The sequence below is a fragment of the Nodularia harveyana UHCC-0300 genome, from assembly GCF_034931085.1.
Classification (GTDB): Bacteria; Cyanobacteriota; Cyanobacteriia; order Cyanobacteriales; family Nostocaceae; genus Nodularia; species Nodularia harveyana.
On the sequence record NZ_JAYGHG010000009.1, the window covers coordinates 27659 to 52095 of the forward strand.

Below are 24437 nucleotides of genomic sequence, written 5' to 3' on the forward strand. Positions count from 1 at the left end.
AAATAATAAAATAAGGTTTTTAAGTTGATTTTACCTGATGCACTTAAGTTAGAAGCAAGTAATCTTCAGACTTCACCACAAAGATTACGAGAACTAGCTGCAATTAATGATGATCTAGCGAGATTAGTTGCTGCTAACTCTGTGGCTGATAGTAGTTTATTAGGAGAACTTTTCCTAAAAGCCAAAATCAACAAAGATGTAGAAATGCAAAGATCGCTTGCAAGTAATCCCAATACACCAAGACAATGGTTAATTGGACTAGCATATATGTTTCCTGAAGAGTTCTTTAGCAATCCAGCTTATGATTTATCAATTCTGGAAAATCACCGTTTTGGGCTGAAATTACTGAATCTGGTTTGTTCATCTAATGCACCAACCTCTTTTCTAGAATTTGCTGCTGGTATTTGTGAGACGAATATTAAGCGTATTCGGAATAGAGATGATTTTCAATACTTCTTTCTAGAGCAGCAATATGAGATTAATATTAAGTATATTCTGAAAAAGACAAGTACATTCAGTTTTAAAGATTTTTGGAAATGGAGAGAACTTTTAATTATTATAGCTAGTCATCAGAATACTTCTAGAAAAAAACTATTGGAGTTATCAACATCTGGGGAGGATATTGTTGCCGAACTTGCTCAGTTACGTCTTGATTGTCCTAATAATGGCATGAATTTCTGGGATCAGGTGGCTTTAAATAAGAAACCAAATCTTATTCTTTTTATTCCCATTAGGCTGATATTTAAATTGGTTCAATTGCCAGATATATCCACAAACTTTTTAAAAGCAGCATCCCAGCTTGAGACATTTCCAGGTATCCTCAATATTATTGCAAATCATCCGAAAACACCTAAAGAGGTACTCGATAAACTGGCGAAAAATAGCATTCATTTTATTGCTGAAGCCGCAAAACTACATATTAATTATGCTGGAGAATTGGAAACTGGATGGCGCGATCTAGCTGAAGAAAAAATTGATAGAAACCAACTGCCTAGTTTAATTATTAATGCAGAAAGAATTGAACTACGATTGTGGTATGCAGGAGCAATTGATGAAAGCACGCTACCTTATTTAAATCAAAATTCAGTACACGAATATACAAGCACTTTATTAAAGATTGTTTCTTCTGCTGACACACCTCGACAGATTTTAGATAATCTTGAAAACCATCCCAGAGTTTCTCCATTGATAGCTGAATGTGTTACTTATTTAAAACAGAGAGAAGCAATAGTTTTTTATTTGCTTTCGGGAACGCTGCCCATAAATAGTACGAAATTATCTGATAATTTTGCCGTCAATCAAATTCAACCTATCGTTTTCGATTTAAATACTCTATTTACAAATTTAGAAGATAGGAATTGGTGGATTGACACAAGATGTATCTTCATAAATAACCCAACAATTAATCTATGTTTACTCGACGTGATACAGAAAAGCAAGTCAAGAAGCAGAAGATACTATCTAAATAATATGCTTAGGGATTTTGAACAAGGTAGATATAAAGACAATAATTTAATATTGATGAGATTTTCTAATTTAGAATACTATGGCGTAATTCTAGCAAGCAATCCTAGCACTTCACCGGAAATTCTATCAAAATTAGTGGAGCATCCAATCCAGGGTGTAAGAGTTTTGGTATCTAGTAATTACAATATTACTCAAAACTCTTTAGATAAGTTAATTGACGATCGCCATCCAGAAGTTAGAGCAGCTGCTTTAGCAAATCCTAAACTCGATTCGATGCTTAGAGAACAATTAGCAACCTTGGAAAATCCAAATTTATCTTCATTAGATTTACTAGAACTAGCAAATAGTGAGTATACTGCTGTCAAAACTAAAGTTACTCGACATTCCAATGTTGATGGTTCAATTCTGGCAAGATTAGCTGACGATAAATTAATTGTCAAATTAGCTGTAGCTAAACATCCGAAAACTCCAGAGGAGATTCTAACTAGATTTACTCAGCATCCAGATCGAAGATTACCTCTAGCAGTTGCACAAAACCCTGGTACGCCAAAAGACTTACTAATTCAATTAGCCACTGAACCCGGAGGACGTGGGGGATTTCACTTTAATCCACTCAATTTAGCTGCTGTTAAAAATTTACTGACTCAAGAACCAGAAGCGGCGATTCCTTTTTTAGAGCGATGTCTCAAATTTCCCGATCGCCCATCATTTTCTCGGTTTTTGGTGCTGATGAATCCTCGGATACCTAGTTCATTTTTGGCAAGATACTATAAATCTTGGTTTTGGCCAGAAAGATATGCGATCGCTCAAAACCCTAATACTGACCCTGATATTCGCCAACAACTAACGCAAGACCCCAATAGAATTGTTAGTGCTGCCGCACGGGATACTTTAAAATAGGATTCGCTCTTAACAGTTGCTTTTTGGCAAAATACTCCCAAAAAAAGACTTGGATTTTGAAATTCCAAGTCTGAAATTAAACAATTTTTAGTTTTCTAACGCTTTATTTTAAAGTGTCAAAGATTGAGGATTGGTTTCAATCAAATTAGCCAAATCTTTCAAGAATGCTGCTGCATGAGCGCCGTAGATAATACGATGGTCACAGGTGATGTTTACTTGCATTTGTTGACGAACACCAAATAAGCCGTCTCCTGTGGCTACTACTTGGGGACGTGATGCACCAATGGCTAAGATTGAGCCTTGTCCTGGTGGTAATATGGCATCAAAGGTGTCTACGCCAAACATCCCTAAGTTAGAGAGGGTAAATGTGCCACTGTTGTATTCTTCTGGTTGCAGTTGTTTGGCTCTCGCACGTTCTACTAAGGATTTCCAACTGCGAGAGAGGGAATAAATATCTACTATGTCTGCATTCTGCAATACTGGTGTGATTAATCCGCCATCATCCATTGCTACGGCTACTGCAACGTTAATACCCGAATGATAAACAATTCCCTGATCTGAATAGCTGGCATTTAATAATGGATGTTTTTGTAATGTCACCGCTACGGCTTTAGCCAATAGCGCTGTCATGGTTACGCCTTTGGATTTAATTTGTTTGTAAAGTTTATCTAAACCATCTGTGCTAATTGTATAGCTGACACGGAAAACTGGTACTGCTAGGGTGGCTACCATGTTCCGAACTACGGCAGTTTGGAAGGTAGTTAGAGGTACTGTTTGACCGGGAATTACTGCAACTGGGGCTGCTGGTGCTGGGGCTGCAACTGGGGTAACTGTGGGTGCAACTGGGGCGGGTTTTTGACCTTTATTCAGGGCTGATTCCACATCTTCGGCGACGATGCGACCGTAGGGGCCACTACCTTGGAGGCTGGTTAAATCAACTTTGAGTTCTTTGGCTAGTTTGCGGGCGCGGGGTGAAACTATAAGTCTGCCTTCACGGTGGTTAGACCCGTTTTGAGTAGCTAAGGTAGGTGTTTCCACTATGGCGGCCACTGCAACTGGTTCGGGGGTGGAGGTAGGTTTTGCAGCAGCTGTACTGGAGTTGGCTGAGGTCTGGGCGGTGGCAATTTCGGCTTCTGTTTCGGCTATGTAGGCGATCGCCGAACCGACTGGGGCGCTGTCACCAGCTGGGACTATGATGTGGGCTAAATATCCTTCATAGAAGGTTTCCACATCCATATCTGCCTTATCTGACTCCACCACCACCACGGTTTCACCTTTTTCCACTTTGTCCCCTGGCGATTTCACCCAGGAAACAATTTTGCCTTCTGTCATGGTGGAACTCAGCGCCGGCATAAATACTTCGTGAATGCTCATAGGGTGGTATCAGAATCAATGGTTTATGGACTTTAACAGCTTTTGCCAGTTTAAATTGTATCTTGGCTGAGGAGTTTTCACCGGGAAATTTTCTCCTTTAATTCAGGAGAGATGCCGGATTCCTGTTGACTGATAATTGATCAAGGAACCCAGGAACCTCTAAATCAGATAAAAGTCTGATCATACATGACAAGCGGATTTTGTTGTCTATGTTTTATTGTTAACACAAGTTTTTAATTATTCCATTTACTAACTGAGTTGAATGTGAAATTCCCCATTCATCATTAACCCATTTACATTTCTTGTTGAGTTTTATGTTCTTAAACAAGTGGAATTTTGTTTTGATTTTGTTACTAAGTATTTTGGTGACAACTGGTGCTGGGGTTTATATATCTCAGGAGCAGTCATGGAAGATCATGTCAGAAAATAGCTTTGGTCAACCGGGGGAAGTAGCAAATATCCAACATACTCAAGATATGTCGGCATACCCAGAGCGTGAGCAATATCAAACTATAGTATTAGAGAATATTACCTCAGCCCTGCAAGGTAGTAACCCTGAGACTTTGGCCTTGAATGCTTTAGCTGATAAATTTTCGGCTGAGGGTAAGCGAGAGATAGAAGTAGTTTATCCCGAACCAAATCAAGCCTTAGTAAAAATTACGCAATTGCCATCTGATGATGGGGTGGAGATGATTAATTATCGGTTGGAGATGACTACTTTTGGGCGATCGCTCTTAGTTAGTTCTCCCCCAATGTGGCAAATAGTGTGGGCTGGCTCCCAGATACAATGTAGCGCTGGGAGTAGCCGAGAACAAAAGTTAGCCGAAAGTTGTGAATAACTTAAATGTCGCCACGAATGTCTTCTACAACACCATCACGCAACAGGATTTCTACCTGCATTTTTCTAATTAAGTTATCGCCCTTTTCCGCACGGAAAAAGCCTTCCATTTGAAATTGATTAACTTCTTGATCTAACTCCAGAATTTGTACTTGCTGGAGGTTTTGCAGGAGTTGATTTTTTTGCTCTAGCAGTTCAGTTTTCTTTTGATTAACTTGACCTTGGATACTGTCAATTTGTTGCAGGGTTTGGGGTCCTGGTGGTTGTAAACCTTGCTTTTGAATAGCGGCGATCGCTCTTTGTCCTTCTACATCTATCTGTTGCAGTTGCTGATCACTTTGATTGATTTGCGCTTGCAGTTGTTGCTGTATTTCCTCTTTCCACAGGGGAGTTACAATCACTTTGACATTAACAACACGCTTCAGTAGCAAGTTAGGGTTGGAGACATCCATAAAAATTTCACGTTCACTCTATAGTTAACAATTGGAATGACTATCGGGTATACATTCCGTCAATCATCTGGCGATAGCGTTCCGCGACTACATGGCGGCGGATTTTCAGGGTTTGGGTCATCAAGCCATTTTCTTGGGAAAAGGGTTCGAGAATCAACCTGAAGGAGGCAATGCGGTCATCGGGACGATAGCCTGGACGATTCTGCACTTCCCGATTCAATTCTTGCCGAAACAAGTCCTGGATCATTTTACTCTCCAGATCGATAGATGTGCTGATTTCGGGAGATTTTTCTTGTGGTAGCCGCAGTTGCTGATTTTGACTTTCTGCCCATTTTTCTAGGGCTTCGGTGTTGGGAACAATTAAAGCCCCGATGCTGCGCTGATCTTGTCCTACTAGCATAATTTGATCCACGTAGGGCGATCGCAAACAAGCATCTTCAATGGGTTGCGGTTCGATATTTTCCCCATTGGTCAACACAATTGTATCTTTGGCTCTGCCTGTTAATACTAAATCATTGTCTGGTGTCACCCAACCCAAATCACCGCTATTAAACCAGCCGTCGGCATCAATGACTTTAGCTGTGGCTTCTGGGTTCTGGTAATAGCCTTGCATAATTTGCGGCCCTTTCAATAGCACTAAACCTCGTTCACCCAGAGGTAAAGGAGTTTTCGTCTCCGGATGGACAATTTTAACTTCCGTACCAGCAATGGGCTGTCCAGATGAACCCCGGACATTATGCCAAGGACGGCGGGCGTTAGTCACCGGAGAGGTTTCTGTTAACCCGTAACCTTGTAAAATCTCCACACTGATAATTTCAAAAAAGTTATCTATGTGCTTTGGTAGCGCCCCACCGCCAGTAATTACGTGCTTCATGCGTCCCCCTATAGCTTCCCGGACTTTGGCATAAACTAGGCGTTCTCCCAGGATATGCAGGGGTAACAAGGCTGATGCTACTATCCCAGATATTATTTTTTCTAAGCTGGAAGCGTGGATATGAGTTAAACTCATTCCTTGAGCAATCCGTTGTTTTTGGATATGGGTTTCACTGGCTGCGAGTAAAAAGTTAATCAGCTGTTGCTTTTTGGCTGGTTGTTCCCGGAATTGCTTTTGCACCCCTTCATAAATTGATTCCCACAACCGGGGGACAGCAATCATGTAATGAGGTTTAAATTTCTTTAAATCTTGCTTAACAGAACGCAAGTTAGTATAAACTTGTGTACAACCTTGAGACAGTAAGAAATACTCCCCACTGCGCTCGTAACTGTGCCAAGAAGGTAGAATACTGAGAATAGTATTTCCTGGCTGTGGTTGCACTACAGTACCCAATGTTTTGACTTGATGTAATAAATTGTTATGAGACAACATCACACCTTTGGGTTTGCCTGTAGTGCCGGAAGTATAAATCAGAGTCGCTAAAGTATCCCCTGTTGGCTGAACCCGCGTTAAGGTCTGCTTAGTGCCAATTTCCCGTAATTGGGAAAAGTTGAGAATTTGGACTGGTGTTTCTGGTGGTGTTTCGTCTGAAAGTAAGATAATTAGTTGAATGGGCAAATCATTGAGTCCAGCACTCAGTTTGTTGAGTGTTTTTACATCTTGGACTACTAAAACTGTGCTTTCACTATTGGCGATAATAAATAATAGTTCTTCCCGTTCGGCTTGGGAACTCCGCACAGCGTTAATTGCACCAGCTGTCATCGTACCTTGATCGGCAATAAACCACCTGGGACTATTATCAGCGATTAAAGAAATGCGATCGCCCGCTTTAACTCCTGACCCTTGCAATCCCGCCGCAAAGTATTTAATTTCCTCTGCTAGCTGGCTATAAGTAATTACTACTTCTGGTTGACTGTTGGGATTATGTAAAGCAACGATATCACCAAATCGTTTTCCCGCCAATGGCCAAATTTCTGGTAGTGCAACCACATCAGTGTAATCCACTAAACGTTGTAATTCTTGGCTTTCTCGCTTGGTGACCTTAGATAAATAACTAGGGGCAGCTTGGATGTTGGTCATAATACATTTCCTCAATATAGTAAACTGGTATTAGGTTATATTATTTCTCATCAATAACTACAGAGCCTACTGTGTAAAGTATTCCACGACTTCAACGGTTGTATTGATAAAAATTTATGTTAAATTAGACTTATATAGACTAAAAGCAATCGATTAGTAAAAAAATCAGTTGCTCAACTTGTGCTGGATACAAAAAACAGAGACCACCTATTTAGCCACGGGGGTGACTACCTATCAACTTCCTAGAAGCTTCACTGCTAACTTTAATCAATGCTGCTGTCTGCGTAGTATTGCCCAAATTACTCTCCAAGATTCTGGCTAGTAAATCCCAACGTCCTCAACCTTTAGTCAAAGATTCAAAATCACTAAAAGCCAGAATTGAAACTACCAGTTTCCCATACTGTACAACTTATGTAGTGACAGGTAACCAGTTCTGTAGATTCAGACCACAATTCTGTTCCAGGTGTTCCCCGAACTAAGATGGTGTATCAAGGTACTAATCTCTGCATAACCAGTGACCACTCAAACCCTCTTAACTTAGTGTTCTTAATGTCCTTTATGGTTTTTTCATCATTTTGCGTAAGTCCTGACTTATTTAGTTTTATTCCTATGGTTAGATATTCAATGTATAAGTAAAATGTTATAATCGTCTATGACTGTTTCATACATATATTAATAAATCTATTTATCTAACTTATAGAGTCTAGAAAATAAACAAAATTATATATATCAAAAAACCGCCAATTATGCGTCAAACTAATAAATATAAACAACTTTGCACCAGAGGATAATATATGAGTTTCATGGATTGTCTATTGCTGACACTGGTTAATACAGTTGTCTGTATCACCCTACCAGCAGTCCTGTCTGTAATCACTACTAAAACCAAGACTCAGAAACCAGCGTTCCCAACCATAGAAGTACGAGAGAGCGAAATTTCGCCTACTATGGATGCAGCCTAGCAATTCCCAATTAAATCACTGGAGTCAGGGTGATGGCTGGGGTTGAAAATGAGCATAAATATCTCAAAAATAACTTATTTTTAGTAAAACTTTACTGACGATTTTCCCGTCGCCATTTTTCCCTGACTAAACGAATTTCATCAAAAGTATAGTTCTCTCCCAATTGTTCTTTAACTGGAGTCAGAGGAATATCACCGAGAATTTCTAACACTTGCCAGATTTTTTGTTGATGTTCCAAGGGTACTAATTGATTTAAATCTACAGGCTGATTTTTCGCCATTAATTGAGAAAGGTGAGTGAGAATTGTCGAGGGGCTAAGATTACGTTTGTGGGCAATTTCGGCAATACTCAAACCTTCTTGATGCAATCTTAATGTGACTAATTCGCTATCCTTGGGGTAATTGTTCTCAGCTAAAGTAGGTGAAGAATAAGTTTTTGGCGCTGTTATGCCTTGCTGTTGACAATAAGCTGTGATTTCTGCCAGAAATGTCTTACCATATTGGGCGAGTTTATGACTACCTACCCCAGAAAGTTGGGCGAATTGTTCTAAAGATTGGGGCTGTTGTTGTGCCATTAACTTCAGGGTAGAATCTTGAAAGACAACGTAGGGCGCTACAGACTGTTCATCAGCTAGTTTCTTGCGGAGCGATCGCAACCTCTGTAATAATAATTCTGCCTCCACAGCCTTGTTACTTTCCGCTACCAAACTTAATTTTTGCGCCACCGGAACCGCAAGAGAAACAGTGCGCTGTCGCTTCATCACTTCCCAACTCAAAGCATTCAACTTTAACACCGAATAACCATCATTAGTTTGTTCTAATAACCCTTGATGTAACAAAGAACGCCCCAACATTCGCCATTCATCTAAAGTTCTATCTTTACCAATACCATAGGTAGAAAGTTTATCGTGTTGATTTTGAGTAATTCTTTGACTTTTAGACCCCCGCAACACCTCAATAATATGTAGCATTCCAAATCTTTCTTTACAACGCGCCACACAAGATAAAAACTTCATGGCTTCAATTGTCCAATCTTCAATAGGTTTGGGATAACGACAATTATCACAGTTACCACAATTTCCCGGAAAACGTTCCCCAAAATAACCCAGTTGAATTGTCCGCCGACAGTCTGTACCTTCAGCATAGTCAATTACCTGACGTAACTGTTGTTTGGCTATTAATTGTTCTTGAGGATCAGTTTTTTGGTTAATACTCCATTCAATAGTTTTAATATCACTAAAACTAAAAAACATTGTACAGCGAGAAGGTTCACTATCTCTACCAGCCCGCCCAGATTCTTGATAATAACTTTCTAAATTCCGGGGTAAATCAAAGTGAACAACTAACCGCACATCTGGTTTATTAATTCCCATCCCAAAGGCAATTGTAGCCACCATTACCCGCACATCATCACGAATAAAGCGAGTTTGATTTTTAGAACGTTCGCCATCACTTAAACCCGCATGATAAGACAAAGCTGCAACTTTATCTTTTTGCAGTTTAAATGTCAGTTCATCAACTTTTTTCCGAGTCAAACAATAGATAATTACTGAACCGTCAGTTTCCCGAATTAATTCTAAAATTTCCGCATAAGCAGATTTAGATTTTTCCCGGACTTCATAGTAAAGATTTTGGCGATTAAAGCTGGCGAGGTGAATGCTAGGTTGCTTTAACCCTAATTGTTGAATAATATCACCACGGACGCGATTTGTAGCTGTGGCGGTGAGGGCTATAGTGGGAACATCTGGGTAACGCTGACGTAGAGATTTTAATTGGCGATATTCTGGGCGGAAATCATGTCCCCATTCCGAAACACAATGGGCTTCGTCAATGGCGAAGGTAGAAATCCCAATTTGATGATGTACTAAGTCTAAAAATGGCAGAAATTTGGGGCTTAAAAGTCTTTCTGGGGCGACGTAGAGTAATTTTATTTTACCATTGCGGATGGCTTCTTCGCGCGATCGCACTGTGTAGGAATTCAGACTACTATTGAGAAATGTCGCCGAAATATTATTATTGCGTAGAGCTTCCACTTGGTCTTGCATTAAAGCAATCAACGGTGAAACTACTACCGTTAACCCTTTTTTCATCAATGCTGGTAACTGAAAGCAAAGAGATTTACCCCCACCTGTGGGCATAATTACCATTAAATCTCGGTTTTGCAGCGCATCTTCAATAATTTGCTTTTGTCCCAGGCGAAAGTTATCGTAACCAAAGTGGTATTTTAGCGCTTGTTCAAGATGGGGCTGCTGAACCATGGTCTGCTGTCTAATCAATAACAGCATTATAAAATTTTTAACGCCAAGGTACGCTAAGTTATTTGGATAAATTGAGAAAGCTAGAGGGGGTGATTCTCTAGCCGATAAAAACTCAATTTATTCTAGATTCTGCCGATGTTATGCAGTCCTAAAATAATACCTGCGCCTAAAATATGCCCAAAAGCTGTGGTTGCGAGTACCGCAGGTAAACCAAAACCACCAAAAAATCTGGCTGAAGGTAAGGCGGGTTCAGCGTAGGGGTACTCCATGGTAAATTTGCCCACAGTAATGGCGATGATGTTGGCAAGAATCATAATAATCCCGACACTGGGACTCCATGATAGGGGTGTGGTGACAGCAGCGAGTAAGGTTGAAGGTAACACCTGTTTAGCTCCTGGAATTTTTTAATTGGTTAACAGTATCATCTGAATATTTCTCTAGTAATTTCAATCAAAAGGGAGATTTTGCAGCAATATTTTACAGTTATTCTCAATTCTTAATCTAAAAGTTGTTCATATATGATCATCTTGAGCATTTTTGATGATTGTATAGGAATAGTAACCAGCATGAATGGGTCAGGCTTATGGGTTCAACTAATGTCCATCAAACAGCAGTGGTAAGATATCCATCCCTGGCAAAATCATCTACACTCAAAGTAAGACTGATTATTTGCAGCTTCTGTTATGTCCTCAATTATAGATTCTTTGCCACCTGCTCTTGCGAAAATTGTCCAGCGCTTTCAGCGTGCGAGTGACCCGAAGCGGCGCTATGAACAACTCATCTGGTATGCTCAGAAGATGAAGGATTTTCCTGAAACCAGTAAACTACCGGAAAATAAGGTTCCTGGTTGTGTATCTCAGGTTTATATCACCGCCGCCTTGGATGATGGTAAAGTTGTCTACCAAGGTGAATCTGATTCCCAGTTGACAAAAGGATTATTAGCGCTGTTGGTTGAAGGCTTAAATGGACTAACTCCTACGGAAATTGTGGAACTCACCCCAGACTTTATTCAAGAAACAGGTTTAAATGTCAGTCTGACACCTTCCCGTGCTAATGGCTTTTACAACATTTTTAAAACCATGCAGAAAAAAGCACTAGAATGTAAGTTAGATTTACCTAGCTAGGTCAATAGCATATCCTTAATCAGGTTTTGAAATTAGGGTGTTGCTGAATCAGAGTATGAAAAGCCGGAAATACATTTTTTTCCTCTTACCTTTGCGTCTCTGCGCCTCTGCGTGCAAAAAATCCATATTCTCTCCTCTCTTCTCGCCTGTGGGGAGGGAAAAACTAACCACAGAGGCGCAGAGTACACAGAGAAATGAGAGTATAACAACTAATATTTAATTCGATGTCAACTAATTTAGTATCAACCTCTGCGCCTGACGGATTTGGTGGAACTGTTGAAGAATATACTTGGAGTTGGGAAAACCAACCATTAAGGGTGATTTATGAAACTATTGGTACTGGTTCACCTTTGTTGCTATTACCTGCTTTTAGTAGTGTTTCTACGCGGGGGGAAATGGGTGAATTGGCTGGTTTACTAGCTCCTCATTTTCAAGTTACAGTTTTAGACTGGCCAGGGTTTGGGGCTTCTTCTCGTCCGGGTTTAAATTACCGCCCAGAAATATATCAGCAATTTCTCGCAGATTTTATTCTCACTGTATTTAAGACTCCTATTACTGTAGTTGCGGCTGGTCATGCTTCTGGTTATGTATTGCAACTAGCTGTTAAACATTCTGATATATTCACACGAATTTTACTCCTAGCTCCTACTTGGCGGGGTCCTTTACCAACTATGGGTGCTAATCTACAGATAAGAGAAATTGTTAAGGGTTTAGTGCGATCGCCTATACTAGGTCAAGCACTATATAAACTCAACACCACACCATCCTTTTTAACCTGGATGTACCGCCGACACGTATTTACGGATGAGGCTAAACTCACACCCAGTTTTATTGAGAAAAAATACCAAACGACACAAAAACCAGGAGCTAGATTTGCTTCTGCGGCCTTTGTCACCGGTAATCTTGACGCTATCAGTCAGCAAACAGATTTTCTCACACTTGGGGAATCTTTGTCTGTACCTCTCATGGTAGTAATTGGCGAGTCGAGTCCGCCCAAGTCACGAGAGGAAATGAACGCTTTAGCCGCATTACCAGGAGTGAGAAGCGCCATAGTTCCCGGTTCCCTGGGACTCCATGAAGAATATCCAGAACTGGTATTCACAGCAGCTCAAGATTTTCTCTTATCTGCGTAAAATCATCGCTCAATAATGGTGAAAAATTGCTACGCATACATCAAAATCTTTAATATTTACAACTGATTGCAGATACGTCAGGACAAAAGCCACTTTTGCAGTAGCAGTGGAATCACTTCCTCTCATCTAATTACAGTAAATCCACCACAAAAATATAAAAAGAATTATTATGGGTGGTAATGATTATCTAAGCTGAGAAAAAAGGTATTTAGACAATGTTAACCGAAGAAATCACGAATACAATACCTGTAACTGTCCTCACCGGCTACCTGGGTTCTGGTAAAACTACTCTGCTTAACCATATCCTCACCTACGAACATGGCAAGAAAGTAGCCGTAATTGTCAATGAATTTGGGGAAGTTGGTATTGATAATCAACTGATTATTGATGCAGATGAAGAAATTTTTGAAATGAATAATGGCTGTATTTGCTGTACAGTGCGTGGTGACTTAATTCGGATTATTGGTAATTTAATGCGGCGGCGGGATAAGTTCGACCATTTAGTAATTGAAACTACTGGTTTAGCTGACCCAGCACCTGTAATTCAAACATTTTTTGTTGATGAAGATATGCAAAATCTACTGTCTTTAGATGCAGTAGTAACTGTTGTGGATGCGAAACATATTTGGCAACATTGGGATGCTGACGAAGCCCAAGAACAAATTGCTTTTGCTGATGTGATTCTTTTAAATAAAACTGATTTAGTAAGTCCAGAACAGTTGGATGAATTAGAACAGCGTATCCGGTCAATGAATGCAATGGCTAAAATCTACCGTACCCAAAACTCGCAACTAGAAATGGATGCTTTATTGGGTGTCAAAGCTTTTGACTTAGCGCGTGCTTTGGAAATTGACCCGGATTTCTTGGGTGAAGATGCTCACCAACATGATGAACAGGTTTATTCTATAGCTCTGGTGGAATCCGGGGAATTAGATGGGAAAAAACTCAACGCTTGGCTTTCGGAGTTATTGCAGACCCAAGGGCCAGATATATTCCGGATGAAAGGAATTTTAAATATTACTGGTGAAGATAATCGCTATGTGTTCCAAGGTGTACACATGATTTTAGATGGTAGAGCTGACCGCCCGTGGAAAGAAAATGAAATTCGCAAAAATCAATTAGTTTTCATTGGTCGTAATCTGAATGAAGCCCAATTAAAGCAAGATTTTCTCGCTTGTTTTGTGTGAAGTAATTTAGAGAGGGGATTAACTACCTCTGTACAAGGTAGATTTCCCTACTCCCTACTCCCTACTCCCTTTAATTTATGAATCCCACAGCTAGTAAAACTCAGGAATTTGAAGCATATTATTCAGGGATGCTGTCAGACTATGTGACTGCGATCGCCTGGTCTCCTCATGGTAAAATTTTAGTAGCCTCCTCCGCAGCTGGTGAAGTTGTACTGTGGAATGATGGCAACCTCACAACCTTACAAACAGGTAACGGTACATCAGTAGACTGTGTAGCTTTTTCCCCAGATGGCAAATTTATCGCCGTTGGTGGACAGGATGGACAGGTAAAAATTTGGCAGGATACTAAATTAATTACCACATTAGAAAACGCCCCAGCATGGGTAGATAAACTAGCGTGGAGTCCTACCAGTAATCAACTAGCCTTTAGTTTAGGGCGTTACGTCCAAATCTGGGATGCTGACACCAAGGAAGTTGTGATTACCCTCAATTTCGATAACTCCTCAGTATTGGGGATTGATTGGCGCAGAGATGGACAGTACCTAGCCATTGGTGGCTATAAGGGAGTCAAAATTTGGGATAGCCAAAACTGGGACCAAGAACCGTATCTTTTAGATATGGCTACTGTCAGCCTAACTATGGTTTGGTCGCCTGATGGCAAATTCCTGGCTTCTGGAAACATGGATCGTAGTATCGGTGTTTTAGAATGGAACAATCCCGACCCTTGGGTGATGCGTGGTTTCCCTGGTAAAATCCGTCAATTAGCATGGTCAGAAGCCACTACTCAACTGGGTGCGCCGATTTTAGCATCCTCCAGCGTTGAAGGTATTGTGGTTTGGGAAAAACTAGAGGATGAAGATTTGGGATGGGAGTCAAGAATTTTAACTAATCACGTCGATATTATCACTGCGATCGCCTTTGCGCCTAATAGCTTCCTTCTGGCTTCCGCCGCTAGTGATGGTTGGCTGTGTTTGTGGAAAAAAGCCAAACAAGTTACCCAAGTCCTCACAGGCGTTTCTGGAGGCTTTTCCAGCCTCGCTTGGCATCCTCAAGGTAAATTCCTCGCCGCCGGTGGAGACAAAGGTGAATTACTGGTTTGGTCAAAAGCATCACGAGGTCAAGGATTCGGGCGTGGTTAATAATACAAAATCATGCAGGTTGAAGGTAGTCAACTTATTGGCTATGCTGTATCAGAAATAGTATTTGTGTATGAATTATGAACATAGCCAAAATGATTTTGCTTGCCTGTCCTGTTTTTCTTACCTCTATACTACTACTCGCAAATCCGGCGCAAGCATCTAGTCTTCAATCTGCATCTGCTACTAGCATGATTTCAGTGGCATCTCACCAAGCAATTACTGAATTACCAACTCTTCATACCACAAAAACATCTAACCCAATTATGGATCAACTTGGTTGCAATTGCGCTACTTGTTTACAGTCAAAATTTGAAATCCTGCAAGGCCAATTACCAGTTAACAGTTAACAGTTATCAGTTATCAGTTAGCAGTTAAGAGACATAAACTGTTCAACTAATATCAATAGAATCATTTCCCCGATTTTTTCAAAAAGTTGGGGATATTTTTGTTCATACTGTATCCAAACTTTTTCAAGTTAAGGCTACAATTACTTTAGATTCATTTCTATAATAATCTCCATAATCAGTGCATCTACTATTTTAAAATGTTCAGAATTTTCATATATCACTGATGAGTTAATGATGCTAAAAAAAATACTATCAAATAATTCCTTAAGAGCTACCTTAGTCGTCTTTACAATTACATTTTTTGGCTGTGAAAATCAAGCTGCAAGCACTTCATTCACTCAGACAAGCACTAGGATAGACGAGAATCTTCCCCGTGTTGTCGCAACTACCAGCGTACTTTGTGATTTAACTAGACAGGTAGCTGAAAATACAATTAACCTGATTTGTTTGGCTTCCCCTGGTAACGATTCGTACTTTTATCAACTCAGACCTGGAGACAGTGAAGCGATCGCCCAAGCTAATCTCATTTTCCACAGTGGCTATAATTTCAAACCACAATTAACCAAAATATTGACAGAAAGTCAAAATCCTGCTCCCAAAGTAGCTGTTAGTCAACTTGTAGTTACTCAACCACAGCAATTTCAAGCATCTGGTCAAAATTTAACTAATCCTCATATTTGGCATGATGTAAATAATACTATCAAAATGGTAGAAGTAATTAGTAACAATTTACAGAAATTAGAACCAGAAAACGCCACATTATATAGTGGTAATGCCACAAGAATTAAAAATGAACTAACTCAACTCAATAGTTGGATAAAATCCAGAATAGATACTATTCCCGATAATAAACGTAAATTAGTTACAACTACTAATATTCTCAATTATTACACCACAGCCTACAAAATTCCTTTGGTACTAGGGTTAAACGGGATAAATAATCAAGTAAATCCTACAGCTACACAAGTAAATAGTTGGGCGAGAACTATTCAACAAGCGCAAATACCAACAATTTTTTTAGAGACGACAATTAACCCTCAATTAATTGCACCTGTGGCGACAAAAGCCAATGTCAGACTTTCCAAAAGGCAATTATATACCTATGGACTGGGTGAACCAGGAAGCGAAGCCGATACCTATCAAAAATTGATGATGGCGAATACACGCACAATTGTCGAAGGTTTGGGAGGGACTTATTTAATTTTTACCCCCCAGGTTTCCCAATGAAAAGTAGTAGTGGCGTGGCAAACTTAAAATAGTGTATTAGAATTAAGAGTTTTTAAGTCCTACGAACTTACTGTTGTGTAGGTCGTGACGGGGCGTTTTTCGCGTTTCTAATTAGGTCGCGCAATTTTCTTTCCTTTTTTTTCCGTCTTTCGGGATCTTAATTTCGTTAAACGGTTGTTTTTTTGATTTTGATAGTTGCAAATAATTCTGGCTCAAACTGATGATTGGGTTCAATTGCATTTAATCCTGGCTGAGAAATGTCCTGATTCTAGGTTGCTGCGGTTAAGCTTCTTTTTAAGGATCTGGTTTTTTCGCTAAAATTCTTAGACTGAAGTTAAAGTAATGTAACCTACAAAATGTGAATATGAGTAAAATTCGGATTGCTCTGATTGAAGATCATGACCTCACCCGTGTAGGGATTCGGACAGCTTTAGAACAAAAGCCAGAAGTTGAAGTTGTAGGAGAAGCGGCTAATGCGGCAGACGGTCTAAAGATGTTAAAAAAACTACAACCAGATATTGCAATTGTGGATATTGGTTTACCAGATAAAGATGGTATTGAGTTGACAAGGGAATTAAAAGCGCTCTTTCCCGGAGACGATTCAGCAACAAAGGTACTGATTTTAACTCTCCAAGACAATAAAGACGCAGTGCTGGCTGCTTTTGCAGCTGGGGCTGACTCCTATTGTATGAAGGATATCAAGTTTGAGAATTTATGGGAAGCAGTGCGCGTAACTTACGATGGTAATGCTTGGATTGATCCGGTGATCGCCCGCATTGTCTTACAACAAGCCCAAAAAACTCCCCCATTCGGGGAAAATCAGCCCATAATTCAGCAAAATATTTTACCAAACTCCGAATCTGAACAGGAAGAGGAAAATATTAAGGCTTATACCCTTACAGAAAGGGAGTTAGAAGTGCTACAGTTAATCGTTGAAGGTTGTAGTAATGCAATCATTGCCGAACGACTTTATATTACAGTTGGGACGGTGAAAACACACGTCAGAAATATTTTGAATAAGTTATGCGCAGATGACCGCACCCAGGCCGCCGTGCGCGCCTTACGTTCTGGATTAGTGGGATAAAGTTCAGTTTGAGCCGAAAAACCATGAAGCCAAATCCACCGCCGTGGAAAACAAGGAGTGCTTGATCAGTTCCCAGTGGGTAAATTCTCTTGAGAGACTAATTTTTGATCTTTGAGGTAATCAATGGGATAAAAATTGCCCAATCTTGCCATTTTAGTATCCCTAAATTTAAAGTCAAATATGACTGAAATAGCCACCGAAAAATTGAAGCTCATGGTAGTAGACGATGAGCAGGATAACTTAGATTTACTCTATCGTACTTTTAGGAGAGAGTTTACAGTATATAAAGCTAACCATGCCTTAAGTGCGCTAGAAATTCTGGACAGAGAAGGCGAAATGGCTGTCATTATTTCGGATCAAAGAATGCCGGAAATGAACGGGACTGAGTTTCTTAGTCTCACAGTGGAGCGCTTTCCAGACACAATTCGGATTTTATTGACTGGTTTTACTGATGTTGAAGATTTGGTGGCGGCAATTAATTCCGGTCAAGTTTTCAAGTATATCACTAAACCCTGGAGTCCTGAACAACTCAAAATATTAGTTGAGCAAGCTACAGATACATATCGCCTAGTCAAGAAGCGTACCCGTGAATTAAGTCGCTCTTTGCGCCGAGAATCTTTATTTAATGCAGTGACAACGGCAATTCGGGAATCCCTGGATTATGACAGTATGCTGCAAAAAATTGTGACAACTATTGGTGAAAAATTTGCCACTACTTGTTGCTTACTCAGACCAGTAGAGAGCGATCGCCTAACAGAAGTAGAATTTTGTTATCAAGATTCTCAATCTAATTTATCTGATTCTGCCTACGATCCCAGTCTATTAATTGAAAAAGTTCTGCAAACCCACCAGTATCAACTTACTCAAGAGATACATGACGGTAAGAACTGTCAGCAGATGGTTGTACCACTGGCATACCAGCAGCATTTACTCGCAGTCCTGGCTATTTATCAGTGGGGAAACAAACAACCTTGGCAAGAGGAAGAAATTCAACTAATCGCAGGTGTCGCTGAACAAGCAGCGTTAGCTCTTTCCCAAGCGAAACTCTACCAACGCCTCCAAGAAAAGCAAGCACAACTCAAGACTGAACTGGAAGTAGCTCGCCAAATTCAACACAATTTGCTGCGCCAAACTCTACCTGAGATCACTGGTGGAAGGGTGCAAGCCTGTTGTTACCCAGCCCGTGAAGTGGGAGGAGATTTTTTTGAGGTGTTTGTCCATCCCAAGGGCGATTTATGGTTAGCCGTAGGTGACGTTTCCGGTAAGGGTGTTCCAGCTGCTTTATTCATGGCTAGTGCCATTTCGGTATTACGGCGAGAATTAGCTCAAGAAACCCCAGCCGAACCAAATGTAGTAGTACATCATCTCAATAATGCTCTTTATGATGACTTGATGAGCAACAATTGCTTCATTACTCTCGTCTTGGCTCGTTATACTCCCACAACTAAAGAGCTAGTTTATGCTAATGCTGGTCACATCTATCCTATGCTTTGGCCGCATCAAAGCACTGTAGATGTTAACCCTAATTATCTGACAGTACGGGGGATTCCTGTGGGTATATTACCTCTATGGCAAGCAAATTCAGGTAACTTAGTTCTAGCTTCAGGTGATACCTTTCTCCTAGCTAGTGATGGCATTACAGAATCAATGGTATCCCATCAACTCTTACATGATCAAAAAACTGAGGATGGCGGACAGCTAATTAGCCGTTCTATGCTCAATCAAGAAGGACTGTGGCAACTTTTAAAAACAGAACCCCAACCACTCTCTCTAGAGAATTTACTAGCCCGCATTCAGGCAGATAACTACATTCAAGAAGATGATCAAACTATACTCTCACTGGAGGTTTTGTAGATGATGAAAAGTGAGCTTCATGTACCAAGTGATCTAAATTATTTAAATATCGTTGAAAGCTGGTTACTAGGATGCTTAAAAATCCATCTCAAAGAATCGGTTGATTGGTCAAGGCAATCAAGTCGTTTGCGCCTAGCTTTGGTAGAAGCATATTCTAATGTAGTTCGTCATGCCCATAAAGAACAGCCTAGCTTACCGATTCTATTACGTTTGGAATTGAAAAATCGAGATATTGCTATAGAAATTTGGGATTATGGCGAAGGCTTTGATATGTCTACTTACTTTCCGCCCAACCCCACAGATAAACAAGAAGGCGGTTATGGATGGCTGATTATGAATCGTCTGATGGATAATGTGGAATATCAGTTACAAGTTGATGGTGGAAATTGTCTGAAGTTAGAAGCCACTCTACCAGAACTTATTAGTTAAAAATTTTGATGATTTTTAATTTCTAGATTGCCGATTGCCAGACTCTATAAGTATTCTATACGCTAACTTACAAACAAGTCTGTTCATCCCCGACTTTTCAAACATCCTCTTAGCGCAATGGGGATATTTACTTTCGGCAATCAGAACGGTTGATCTCAAGGTGGAAAACTTGATATGTTCCTGGCTGATTGGGTAAGATACCCAAGGCTACAGCTACATACAACATGAAAACCCATATAGGCTAACTAGTATAGGTATATTCATTAATATTAATAAATGTTTATCTAGTTAATAATTTTTGCTAATTTTATTTGATTTATTACTAGTAATAATTAAATACTTAATGTAGTAGCGAGCCTCAATTGCCAACTTTAACTAAATAGAAGAAGCTTTGGCATAGCCCTACAAACCCCAGGATTGTCAATTGGGTAAACAATCAACCTGAGTAAACCAAAGTATATGACGAAATCTATGGAAGCTTTCTTTTGTTTGTCGCCACGCTATCGCCTTGATGATGAATCACCTTGGCTACAGGGTATCGACCCCAGTCGTCATTACTGGATTGCAGTCAATGGAGATAGGAATGCAACAATAGCTATACCTGGGTTAGTAGTTTACTCAATCAGTGACTTGAAGGCAACTATCAGCCAATTTCGATCTTTACAGCCTGGGGAACAGATGACTGTGAATAGAATTGCTACTTCTTGCACTATCTACTGTGTTACTATTAATTGTTATGCTGTGGAAGGGCGAATTGATGATGCTCTAGTTTGGCATCTGTTTGATCAAGAGACTTTAGACAGTTTATTAATGACAGCACACCCAGAATGGCAATGTGCGCCATCAGATATTGATTTAGGTCGAAGATTGCTAATGCGTTCTTTGCAGCAGACTAGTGCATCTAAAAAATCAGTGAATTTACCAACGTAAATACAGTAACTCTTGAGGAGAAGCTGACAGCTTAATTTTAGCAGTAATAATTTGAACATTTTCGGCTTCTTGTTGGAAGTATAGCGCGATCGCCTCTCGCCCCATAATTCTCGTTTCAAAGGGTGGATACATTACGCCATTATCGGCAAATAGGGCAGCACTGAAGAGATAGAGGTGAAGTTATTCAGTGAAGGGGTCAACGCCCATATCAGCTACTACCTTACGCAGAATCGAAATTTGCTGACTAAAATTCAGTGCTTTCAGGGCTTCAAGTACTTGAATACCATCACGAGATAATTGATAGCCCACGGGCATGGGTACAATTAAGTATTTTACCATCAATTCTGATAATTCATACCAGAAAGCCAGCTTTGTATTATCATTGAGGATACCGTAAGAACGGGAAATTGGCGTATTTTTTCGAGTAGCTAGGTCACGCATAACATTTAATTGCTCTGCGTGAGACATCTGCTTAATTTGATTCAGTAGTCCTGCTGCTATTTGTAAACGCGCTAAACCTGTGGCTGCTGGTGTAATAGAACGTCCCATTTCTGTGTACGCATACCATAGCACTGCTAGCTGGTCATCCGTGCTTAGACTTTGGAATAAAGACATGGTATAGTTCACAACATCACCAGGTTTAGTGCCGTAATTGGCATCGTTTGATAAGTGGTTGTAAGCTGAATCAGAAGTGAATGTCATGATTTCACTACAGTTGATTAATTCGAGTACGCAGGTAATTTATAGGACATTTGGTTTACCTTTTTATTCGTATTCTGTATTATTGCTTAACAAAAATCAAATAACTATTACATATAGGTGTGTTAATAAATATTTAACATAGGTTGTACCAGTCAATTTAGATCAAAAAAATGGATCAGGATTCTGCAACTAACAGCAGTGTAGTTAAGGAAAAAGCCAGGGAGTTAGGATTCCATAAGGTGGGGATTACTGCGGTGGAGGGGGTAGATGATACAGAGGCGCAGAGGTTACAAGCATGGATAGCGCTGGGTTATCACGCCGATATGGAGTGGATGAATCACCCCAAGCGTCAAGATGTTAGCTTAGTTATGCCGGAAGTGCGATCGCTGATTAGTGTCGCCCTCAATTACTACACACCAGATCAACGTCCGGAAGGGGAGGAATACGGGAAAATCTCCCGCTATGGTTGGGGTAGAGACTATCATAAGGTGATGCACAAAAAACTCAAGGCTTTGAATACTTGGCTGGAATCTCTGAATGCAGGTATTAAAGCTAGATATTATGCAGACACAGGCCCTGTACAGGATAAAGTCTGGGCGCAACGGGCTGGTATCGGTTGGATTGCTAAAAATGGTAATGTGATTACTAGAGAATATGGCTCTTGGGTGTTTTTGGGAGAGGTATTCACAAATCTGGAATTAGAAAGCGATCGCCCACACACAGAACATTGTGGTAGCTGCACTCGTTGTCTAGAAGCGTGTCCCACAGGTGCAATTACTGAGCCTTATGTAGTGGATGCAAATCGGTGTATTGCCTATCATACCATTGAAAATCGCGCCGAAACATTACCAGAGACAATCTCATCCAATTTACAAGGATGGGTTGCTGGTTGTGATATTTGTCAGGATGTCTGTCCTTGGAATCAACGTTTTGCCCAACCAACGGATGTGCCAGATTTTAAACCGTATCCTGCCAATATTGCGCCTCATCTGATAGAATTATCCAACATCTCAAAAGAGGAGTGGGATCAAAGATTTCCCGCCTCAGCTTTGCGGCGGATTAAGCCAGAAATGTTTAGACGAAATGCCCGTGCTAATCTTGACGCATCCCAATTAAAGAATGACCCCGAAAGTAATTATTTTTGATTTTGATGGCACGATTGCGGATACAGTAGATGCTCTAGTCACTATTGCCAATCGTTTAGCTGTAGAGTTTGGTTATATACAAATTACCCCAGAGGAACTTGATCTACTCAAGAATTTTACCCCTAGGGAAATTATTAAATACTCAGGTATCTCTTTATTTAAGATACCCTTTTTACTGAAAAAAGTTAAAGGAGAACTCAAAGAAAAAATTCAAGAGTTGAAACCCATAGCAGGAATTGACGCAGCTTTAATAGAACTGCATAATCAAGGTTATAGACTGGGAATAATTACGTCTAATTCTCAAGAAAACGTCACAGCTTTCCTAAAAAATAACGAATTAGAACAATTCTTTGACTTTATTTATTCAGGAGTGACAATTTTTGGGAAAACAACCATCATTAATAATGTATTAAAGCAAAAAAAACTCAATACTCAAGCGGTGGTTTATGTCGGGGATGAAATCAGGGATATAGAAGCATCGCAAAAAGCTAATATCAAAGTGATTGCTGTTACTTGGGGCTTCAATTCCCCAGAAGCTTTAGCTAAACAGAATCCAGATTTTTTGATTCACCAACCCAGTGAACTAATGGAAGTTATGAAAGTAATTAGTTGAGTTGGGGGAATAGAAATCATGGAACCACTCCCGCAGGTTTTGAAGTTTTAGGATATGACTTGAGTTAAATCCTGTGGTGTTAAGTCGCTGTGTATAACTTCGCCATCACGGAACCAAACGATGCGTTTCGTTTGACGCGCCACTTCCGATTCATGAGTTACCATGACAACGGTGATTCCACTGGTATTTAATTCGGTGAAAATGTCTAAGACTTCCTGGGTTGTATGGGAATCTAGTGCGCCTGTGGGTTCATCGGCGAGGAGGACAACGGGACGATTAACTATAGCACGAGCGATCGCCACCCGTTGTTGCTGTCCCCCAGATAATTGCGTGGGTTTGTTATTGAGGCGTTGTTCTAGACCAACTTTTGTCAAAGCTTCGGCGGCGCGATCGCGTCTTTCGCTAGGATTTACACTAGCATAAACCATTGGTAACATGACATTTTCTAAGGCTGTGAGTTGGGGTAATAAGTGAAATTGTTGGAAGACAAACCCCAGTTTTTTATTGCGGATTTTAGCTAAATCTGCATCGTTCATTTGGGCGACATCGAGATTATCTAAATAATAATGTCCGGTGCTAGGGCGATCTAAACAGCCGATAATATTCATGGCTGTGGATTTACCGGAACCAGAAGGCCCCATAATTGAACAATATTCACCTTCATTGATGGTCAAATTCACATCATTGAGGGCTTTGACTTCGGTTTCTCCACTCCCATAGATTTTAAAGATATTCTCTAGGCGAATAATTGCCGATTTCGGTGCAGGATTGGGAACCAGATCATCGGTAATTGTGATAGTTTTTGCCATAATAATTTGAATACTAATTCATAAATACGTTAATGTTTACATTAAAACGTTCTGCTAATTGTTGGATTTGAGTGAAAGTTAATGCTTTTTCTTTGTTTAAGATAGATTTTATCGTTTCCGATGAACCAATTTCAGGTAAATCTGATAAAGTCAGTTTGTGTTCCGCCATTAAATAAGCTAACACATCATTTCCATGACAATTAGGGAGAGGGTAATGTTCTGTTTCATAAGCCTCAATTATCGTTCCCAACGTATCTAATAAATGATAAAGAGGATGTTGTTCATTAGTACCGATTTCATCAAGTAAATCGTTTAATCTTATAATTGCTTGTTCATATTCTTCTTCATTACGAATTGTCAGTAAAGGAAAAATAGCATTCCAGTGAGTATTAATATCTGGGGGAAGGGTAGTTAGTTTTTCCATAGATTTTTATCGTACACTTATTCTAC

At 40.1% G+C, this 24437-nt stretch carries 22 protein-coding genes and 1 pseudogene; 14 read left to right on the forward strand and 9 right to left on the reverse strand.

Going from position 1 to position 24437, the window contains the following annotated elements; all coding sequences use genetic code 11:
* Positions 1 to 24 precede the first annotated feature (24 nt).
* Positions 25 to 2367 carry a hypothetical protein gene (locus tag VB620_RS08080; protein WP_323195631.1) on the forward strand — a complete coding sequence of 781 codons (2343 nt, stop codon included), beginning with the start codon at positions 25 to 27 and terminating at the stop codon, positions 2365 to 2367.
* A gap of 108 nt (positions 2368 to 2475) precedes the next feature.
* On the opposite strand, the gene VB620_RS08085 is transcribed toward VB620_RS08080, so the two are convergent.
* Positions 2476 to 3741, reverse strand: a complete 1266-nt coding sequence (locus tag VB620_RS08085; RefSeq protein ID WP_323195632.1) for a dihydrolipoamide acetyltransferase family protein — start codon at positions 3739 to 3741, stop codon at positions 2476 to 2478.
* A gap of 314 nt (positions 3742 to 4055) precedes the next feature.
* Between VB620_RS08085 and VB620_RS08090 the strand changes: the two genes are divergently transcribed.
* Positions 4056 to 4580 carry a hypothetical protein gene (locus VB620_RS08090; protein ID WP_323195633.1) on the forward strand — a complete coding sequence of 175 codons (525 nt, stop codon included), beginning with the start codon at positions 4056 to 4058 and terminating at the stop codon, positions 4578 to 4580.
* Between the two features lies 1 nt (position 4581).
* On the opposite strand, the gene VB620_RS08095 is transcribed toward VB620_RS08090, so the two are convergent.
* From VB620_RS08095 to psaK, 4 genes are all read right to left on the reverse strand, one after another.
* A complete protein-coding gene (locus tag VB620_RS08095; RefSeq protein ID WP_323195634.1) occupies positions 4582 to 5031 on the reverse strand; it encodes a YlqD family protein in 450 nt (149 codons plus the stop codon).
* A gap of 40 nt (positions 5032 to 5071) precedes the next feature.
* Positions 5072 to 7045, reverse strand: coding sequence for an AMP-dependent synthetase/ligase (locus tag VB620_RS08100; RefSeq protein ID WP_323195635.1), 1974 nt, complete (start codon positions 7043 to 7045; stop codon positions 5072 to 5074).
* Between the two features lie 1053 nt (positions 7046 to 8098).
* Positions 8099 to 10264, reverse strand: a complete 2166-nt coding sequence (gene recQ, locus VB620_RS08105; protein ID WP_323195636.1) for a DNA helicase RecQ — start codon at positions 10262 to 10264, stop codon at positions 8099 to 8101.
* 122 nt (positions 10265 to 10386) lie between these two features.
* On the reverse strand, positions 10387 to 10647 hold the full coding sequence (gene psaK / locus VB620_RS08110; RefSeq protein ID WP_323195637.1) for a photosystem I reaction center subunit PsaK: 261 nt from the start codon (positions 10645 to 10647) through the stop codon (positions 10387 to 10389).
* A gap of 300 nt (positions 10648 to 10947) precedes the next feature.
* Here psaK and VB620_RS08115 point away from each other — a divergent pair, with 300 nt between their 5' ends.
* From VB620_RS08115 to VB620_RS08155, 10 genes are all read left to right on the forward strand, one after another.
* Positions 10948 to 11388 (forward strand): SufE family protein, encoded by a 441-nt coding sequence (locus VB620_RS08115; RefSeq protein WP_323195638.1) that lies wholly within the window; start codon positions 10948 to 10950, stop codon positions 11386 to 11388.
* 224 nt (positions 11389 to 11612) lie between these two features.
* Positions 11613 to 12521, forward strand: a complete 909-nt coding sequence (locus tag VB620_RS08120; RefSeq protein WP_323195639.1) for an alpha/beta fold hydrolase — start codon at positions 11613 to 11615, stop codon at positions 12519 to 12521.
* A 215-nt stretch (positions 12522 to 12736) separates the two neighbouring features.
* Complete coding sequence (locus tag VB620_RS08125; protein WP_323195640.1) at positions 12737 to 13708, forward strand: CobW family GTP-binding protein; 972 nt, start codon at positions 12737 to 12739, stop codon at positions 13706 to 13708.
* Positions 13709 to 13785: 77 nt separating this feature from the next.
* Entirely contained in the window at positions 13786 to 14847 is a 1062-nt protein-coding gene (locus VB620_RS08130; protein WP_323195641.1) for a WD40 repeat domain-containing protein, read from the forward strand.
* A gap of 77 nt (positions 14848 to 14924) precedes the next feature.
* Entirely contained in the window at positions 14925 to 15194 is a 270-nt protein-coding gene (locus VB620_RS20860) for a hypothetical protein (protein ID WP_407674187.1), read from the forward strand.
* 231 nt (positions 15195 to 15425) lie between these two features.
* Positions 15426 to 16421: a metal ABC transporter solute-binding protein, Zn/Mn family gene (locus VB620_RS08135; protein WP_323195642.1), complete on the forward strand. Its 996-nt coding sequence runs from the start codon at positions 15426 to 15428 to the stop codon at positions 16419 to 16421.
* Between the two features lie 364 nt (positions 16422 to 16785).
* Positions 16786 to 17505: a response regulator transcription factor gene (locus VB620_RS08140; RefSeq protein WP_323195643.1), complete on the forward strand. Its 720-nt coding sequence runs from the start codon at positions 16786 to 16788 to the stop codon at positions 17503 to 17505.
* Between the two features lie 180 nt (positions 17506 to 17685).
* Entirely contained in the window at positions 17686 to 19359 is a 1674-nt protein-coding gene (locus VB620_RS08145; protein ID WP_323195644.1) for a SpoIIE family protein phosphatase, read from the forward strand.
* Positions 19360 to 19362: 3 nt separating this feature from the next.
* Complete coding sequence (locus tag VB620_RS08150; RefSeq protein ID WP_323195726.1) at positions 19363 to 19788, forward strand: ATP-binding protein; 426 nt, start codon at positions 19363 to 19365, stop codon at positions 19786 to 19788.
* 471 nt (positions 19789 to 20259) lie between these two features.
* Positions 20260 to 20718 (forward strand): hypothetical protein, encoded by a 459-nt coding sequence (locus VB620_RS08155; RefSeq protein WP_323195727.1) that lies wholly within the window; start codon positions 20260 to 20262, stop codon positions 20716 to 20718.
* Here the strand turns inward: VB620_RS08155 and VB620_RS08160 are convergent.
* Both VB620_RS08160 and VB620_RS08165 read right to left on the reverse strand, forming a co-directional pair.
* A pseudogene (locus tag VB620_RS08160) lies at positions 20707 to 20880 on the reverse strand (nuclear transport factor 2 family protein); the annotation flags it as partial. The gene VB620_RS08155 and the pseudogene VB620_RS08160 overlap by 12 nt on opposite strands.
* Positions 20881 to 20898: 18 nt before the next feature.
* Positions 20899 to 21420 (reverse strand): orange carotenoid protein N-terminal domain-containing protein, encoded by a 522-nt coding sequence (locus VB620_RS08165; RefSeq protein ID WP_323195645.1) that lies wholly within the window; start codon positions 21418 to 21420, stop codon positions 20899 to 20901.
* A gap of 170 nt (positions 21421 to 21590) precedes the next feature.
* On the opposite strand from VB620_RS08165, the gene queG reads away from it, so the two are divergent.
* Both queG and VB620_RS08175 read left to right on the forward strand, forming a co-directional pair.
* The gene (queG, locus tag VB620_RS08170; RefSeq protein ID WP_323195646.1) at positions 21591 to 22565 is read left to right on the forward strand and encodes a tRNA epoxyqueuosine(34) reductase QueG; all 975 of its coding nucleotides are present in this window, start codon (positions 21591 to 21593) and stop codon (positions 22563 to 22565) included.
* Positions 22540 to 23178, forward strand: coding sequence for an HAD-IA family hydrolase (locus VB620_RS08175; RefSeq protein WP_323195647.1), 639 nt, complete (start codon positions 22540 to 22542; stop codon positions 23176 to 23178). The genes queG and VB620_RS08175 overlap by 26 nt, the downstream gene beginning before the upstream one ends.
* Positions 23179 to 23225: 47 nt before the next feature.
* Here the strand turns inward: VB620_RS08175 and VB620_RS08180 are convergent, their stop codons facing one another.
* Both VB620_RS08180 and VB620_RS08185 read right to left on the reverse strand, forming a co-directional pair.
* Positions 23226 to 23987: an ABC transporter ATP-binding protein gene (locus tag VB620_RS08180; RefSeq protein ID WP_323195648.1), complete on the reverse strand. Its 762-nt coding sequence runs from the start codon at positions 23985 to 23987 to the stop codon at positions 23226 to 23228.
* A gap of 13 nt (positions 23988 to 24000) precedes the next feature.
* Positions 24001 to 24411, reverse strand: a complete 411-nt coding sequence (locus VB620_RS08185; RefSeq protein ID WP_323195649.1) for a helix-turn-helix domain-containing protein — start codon at positions 24409 to 24411, stop codon at positions 24001 to 24003.
* Between the last annotated feature and the right edge of the window lie 26 nt (positions 24412 to 24437).

What these genes read in the sequence shown, in the direction of transcription:
- VB620_RS08085 (WP_323195632.1), bottom strand. Translation starts at nt 3,741, where the DNA reads ATGAGCATTCACGAAGTATTTATGCCGGCGCTGAGTTCCACCATGACA.
- VB620_RS08090 (WP_323195633.1), top strand. Translation starts at nt 4,056, where the DNA reads ATGTTCTTAAACAAGTGGAATTTTGTTTTGATTTTGTTACTAAGTATT.
- VB620_RS08095 (WP_323195634.1), bottom strand. Translation starts at nt 5,031, where the DNA reads ATGGATGTCTCCAACCCTAACTTGCTACTGAAGCGTGTTGTTAATGTC.
- VB620_RS08100 (WP_323195635.1), bottom strand. Translation starts at nt 7,045, where the DNA reads ATGACCAACATCCAAGCTGCCCCTAGTTATTTATCTAAGGTCACCAAG.
- recQ (WP_323195636.1), bottom strand. Translation starts at nt 10,264, where the DNA reads ATGGTTCAGCAGCCCCATCTTGAACAAGCGCTAAAATACCACTTTGGT.
- VB620_RS08115 (WP_323195638.1), top strand. Translation starts at nt 10,948, where the DNA reads ATGTCCTCAATTATAGATTCTTTGCCACCTGCTCTTGCGAAAATTGTC.
- VB620_RS08120 (WP_323195639.1), top strand. Translation starts at nt 11,613, where the DNA reads ATGTCAACTAATTTAGTATCAACCTCTGCGCCTGACGGATTTGGTGGA.
- VB620_RS08125 (WP_323195640.1), top strand. Translation starts at nt 12,737, where the DNA reads ATGTTAACCGAAGAAATCACGAATACAATACCTGTAACTGTCCTCACC.
- VB620_RS08130 (WP_323195641.1), top strand. Translation starts at nt 13,786, where the DNA reads ATGAATCCCACAGCTAGTAAAACTCAGGAATTTGAAGCATATTATTCA.
- VB620_RS20860 (WP_407674187.1), top strand. Translation starts at nt 14,925, where the DNA reads ATGAACATAGCCAAAATGATTTTGCTTGCCTGTCCTGTTTTTCTTACC.
- VB620_RS08135 (WP_323195642.1), top strand. Translation starts at nt 15,426, where the DNA reads ATGATGCTAAAAAAAATACTATCAAATAATTCCTTAAGAGCTACCTTA.
- VB620_RS08140 (WP_323195643.1), top strand. Translation starts at nt 16,786, where the DNA reads ATGAGTAAAATTCGGATTGCTCTGATTGAAGATCATGACCTCACCCGT.
- VB620_RS08145 (WP_323195644.1), top strand. Translation starts at nt 17,686, where the DNA reads ATGACTGAAATAGCCACCGAAAAATTGAAGCTCATGGTAGTAGACGAT.
- VB620_RS08150 (WP_323195726.1), top strand. Translation starts at nt 19,363, where the DNA reads ATGAAAAGTGAGCTTCATGTACCAAGTGATCTAAATTATTTAAATATC.
- VB620_RS08155 (WP_323195727.1), top strand. Translation starts at nt 20,260, where the DNA reads ATGGAAGCTTTCTTTTGTTTGTCGCCACGCTATCGCCTTGATGATGAA.
- VB620_RS08165 (WP_323195645.1), bottom strand. Translation starts at nt 21,420, where the DNA reads ATGACATTCACTTCTGATTCAGCTTACAACCACTTATCAAACGATGCC.
- queG (WP_323195646.1), top strand. Translation starts at nt 21,591, where the DNA reads ATGGATCAGGATTCTGCAACTAACAGCAGTGTAGTTAAGGAAAAAGCC.
- VB620_RS08175 (WP_323195647.1), top strand. Translation starts at nt 22,540, where the DNA reads ATGACCCCGAAAGTAATTATTTTTGATTTTGATGGCACGATTGCGGAT.
- VB620_RS08180 (WP_323195648.1), bottom strand. Translation starts at nt 23,987, where the DNA reads ATGGCAAAAACTATCACAATTACCGATGATCTGGTTCCCAATCCTGCA.
- VB620_RS08185 (WP_323195649.1), bottom strand. Translation starts at nt 24,411, where the DNA reads ATGGAAAAACTAACTACCCTTCCCCCAGATATTAATACTCACTGGAAT.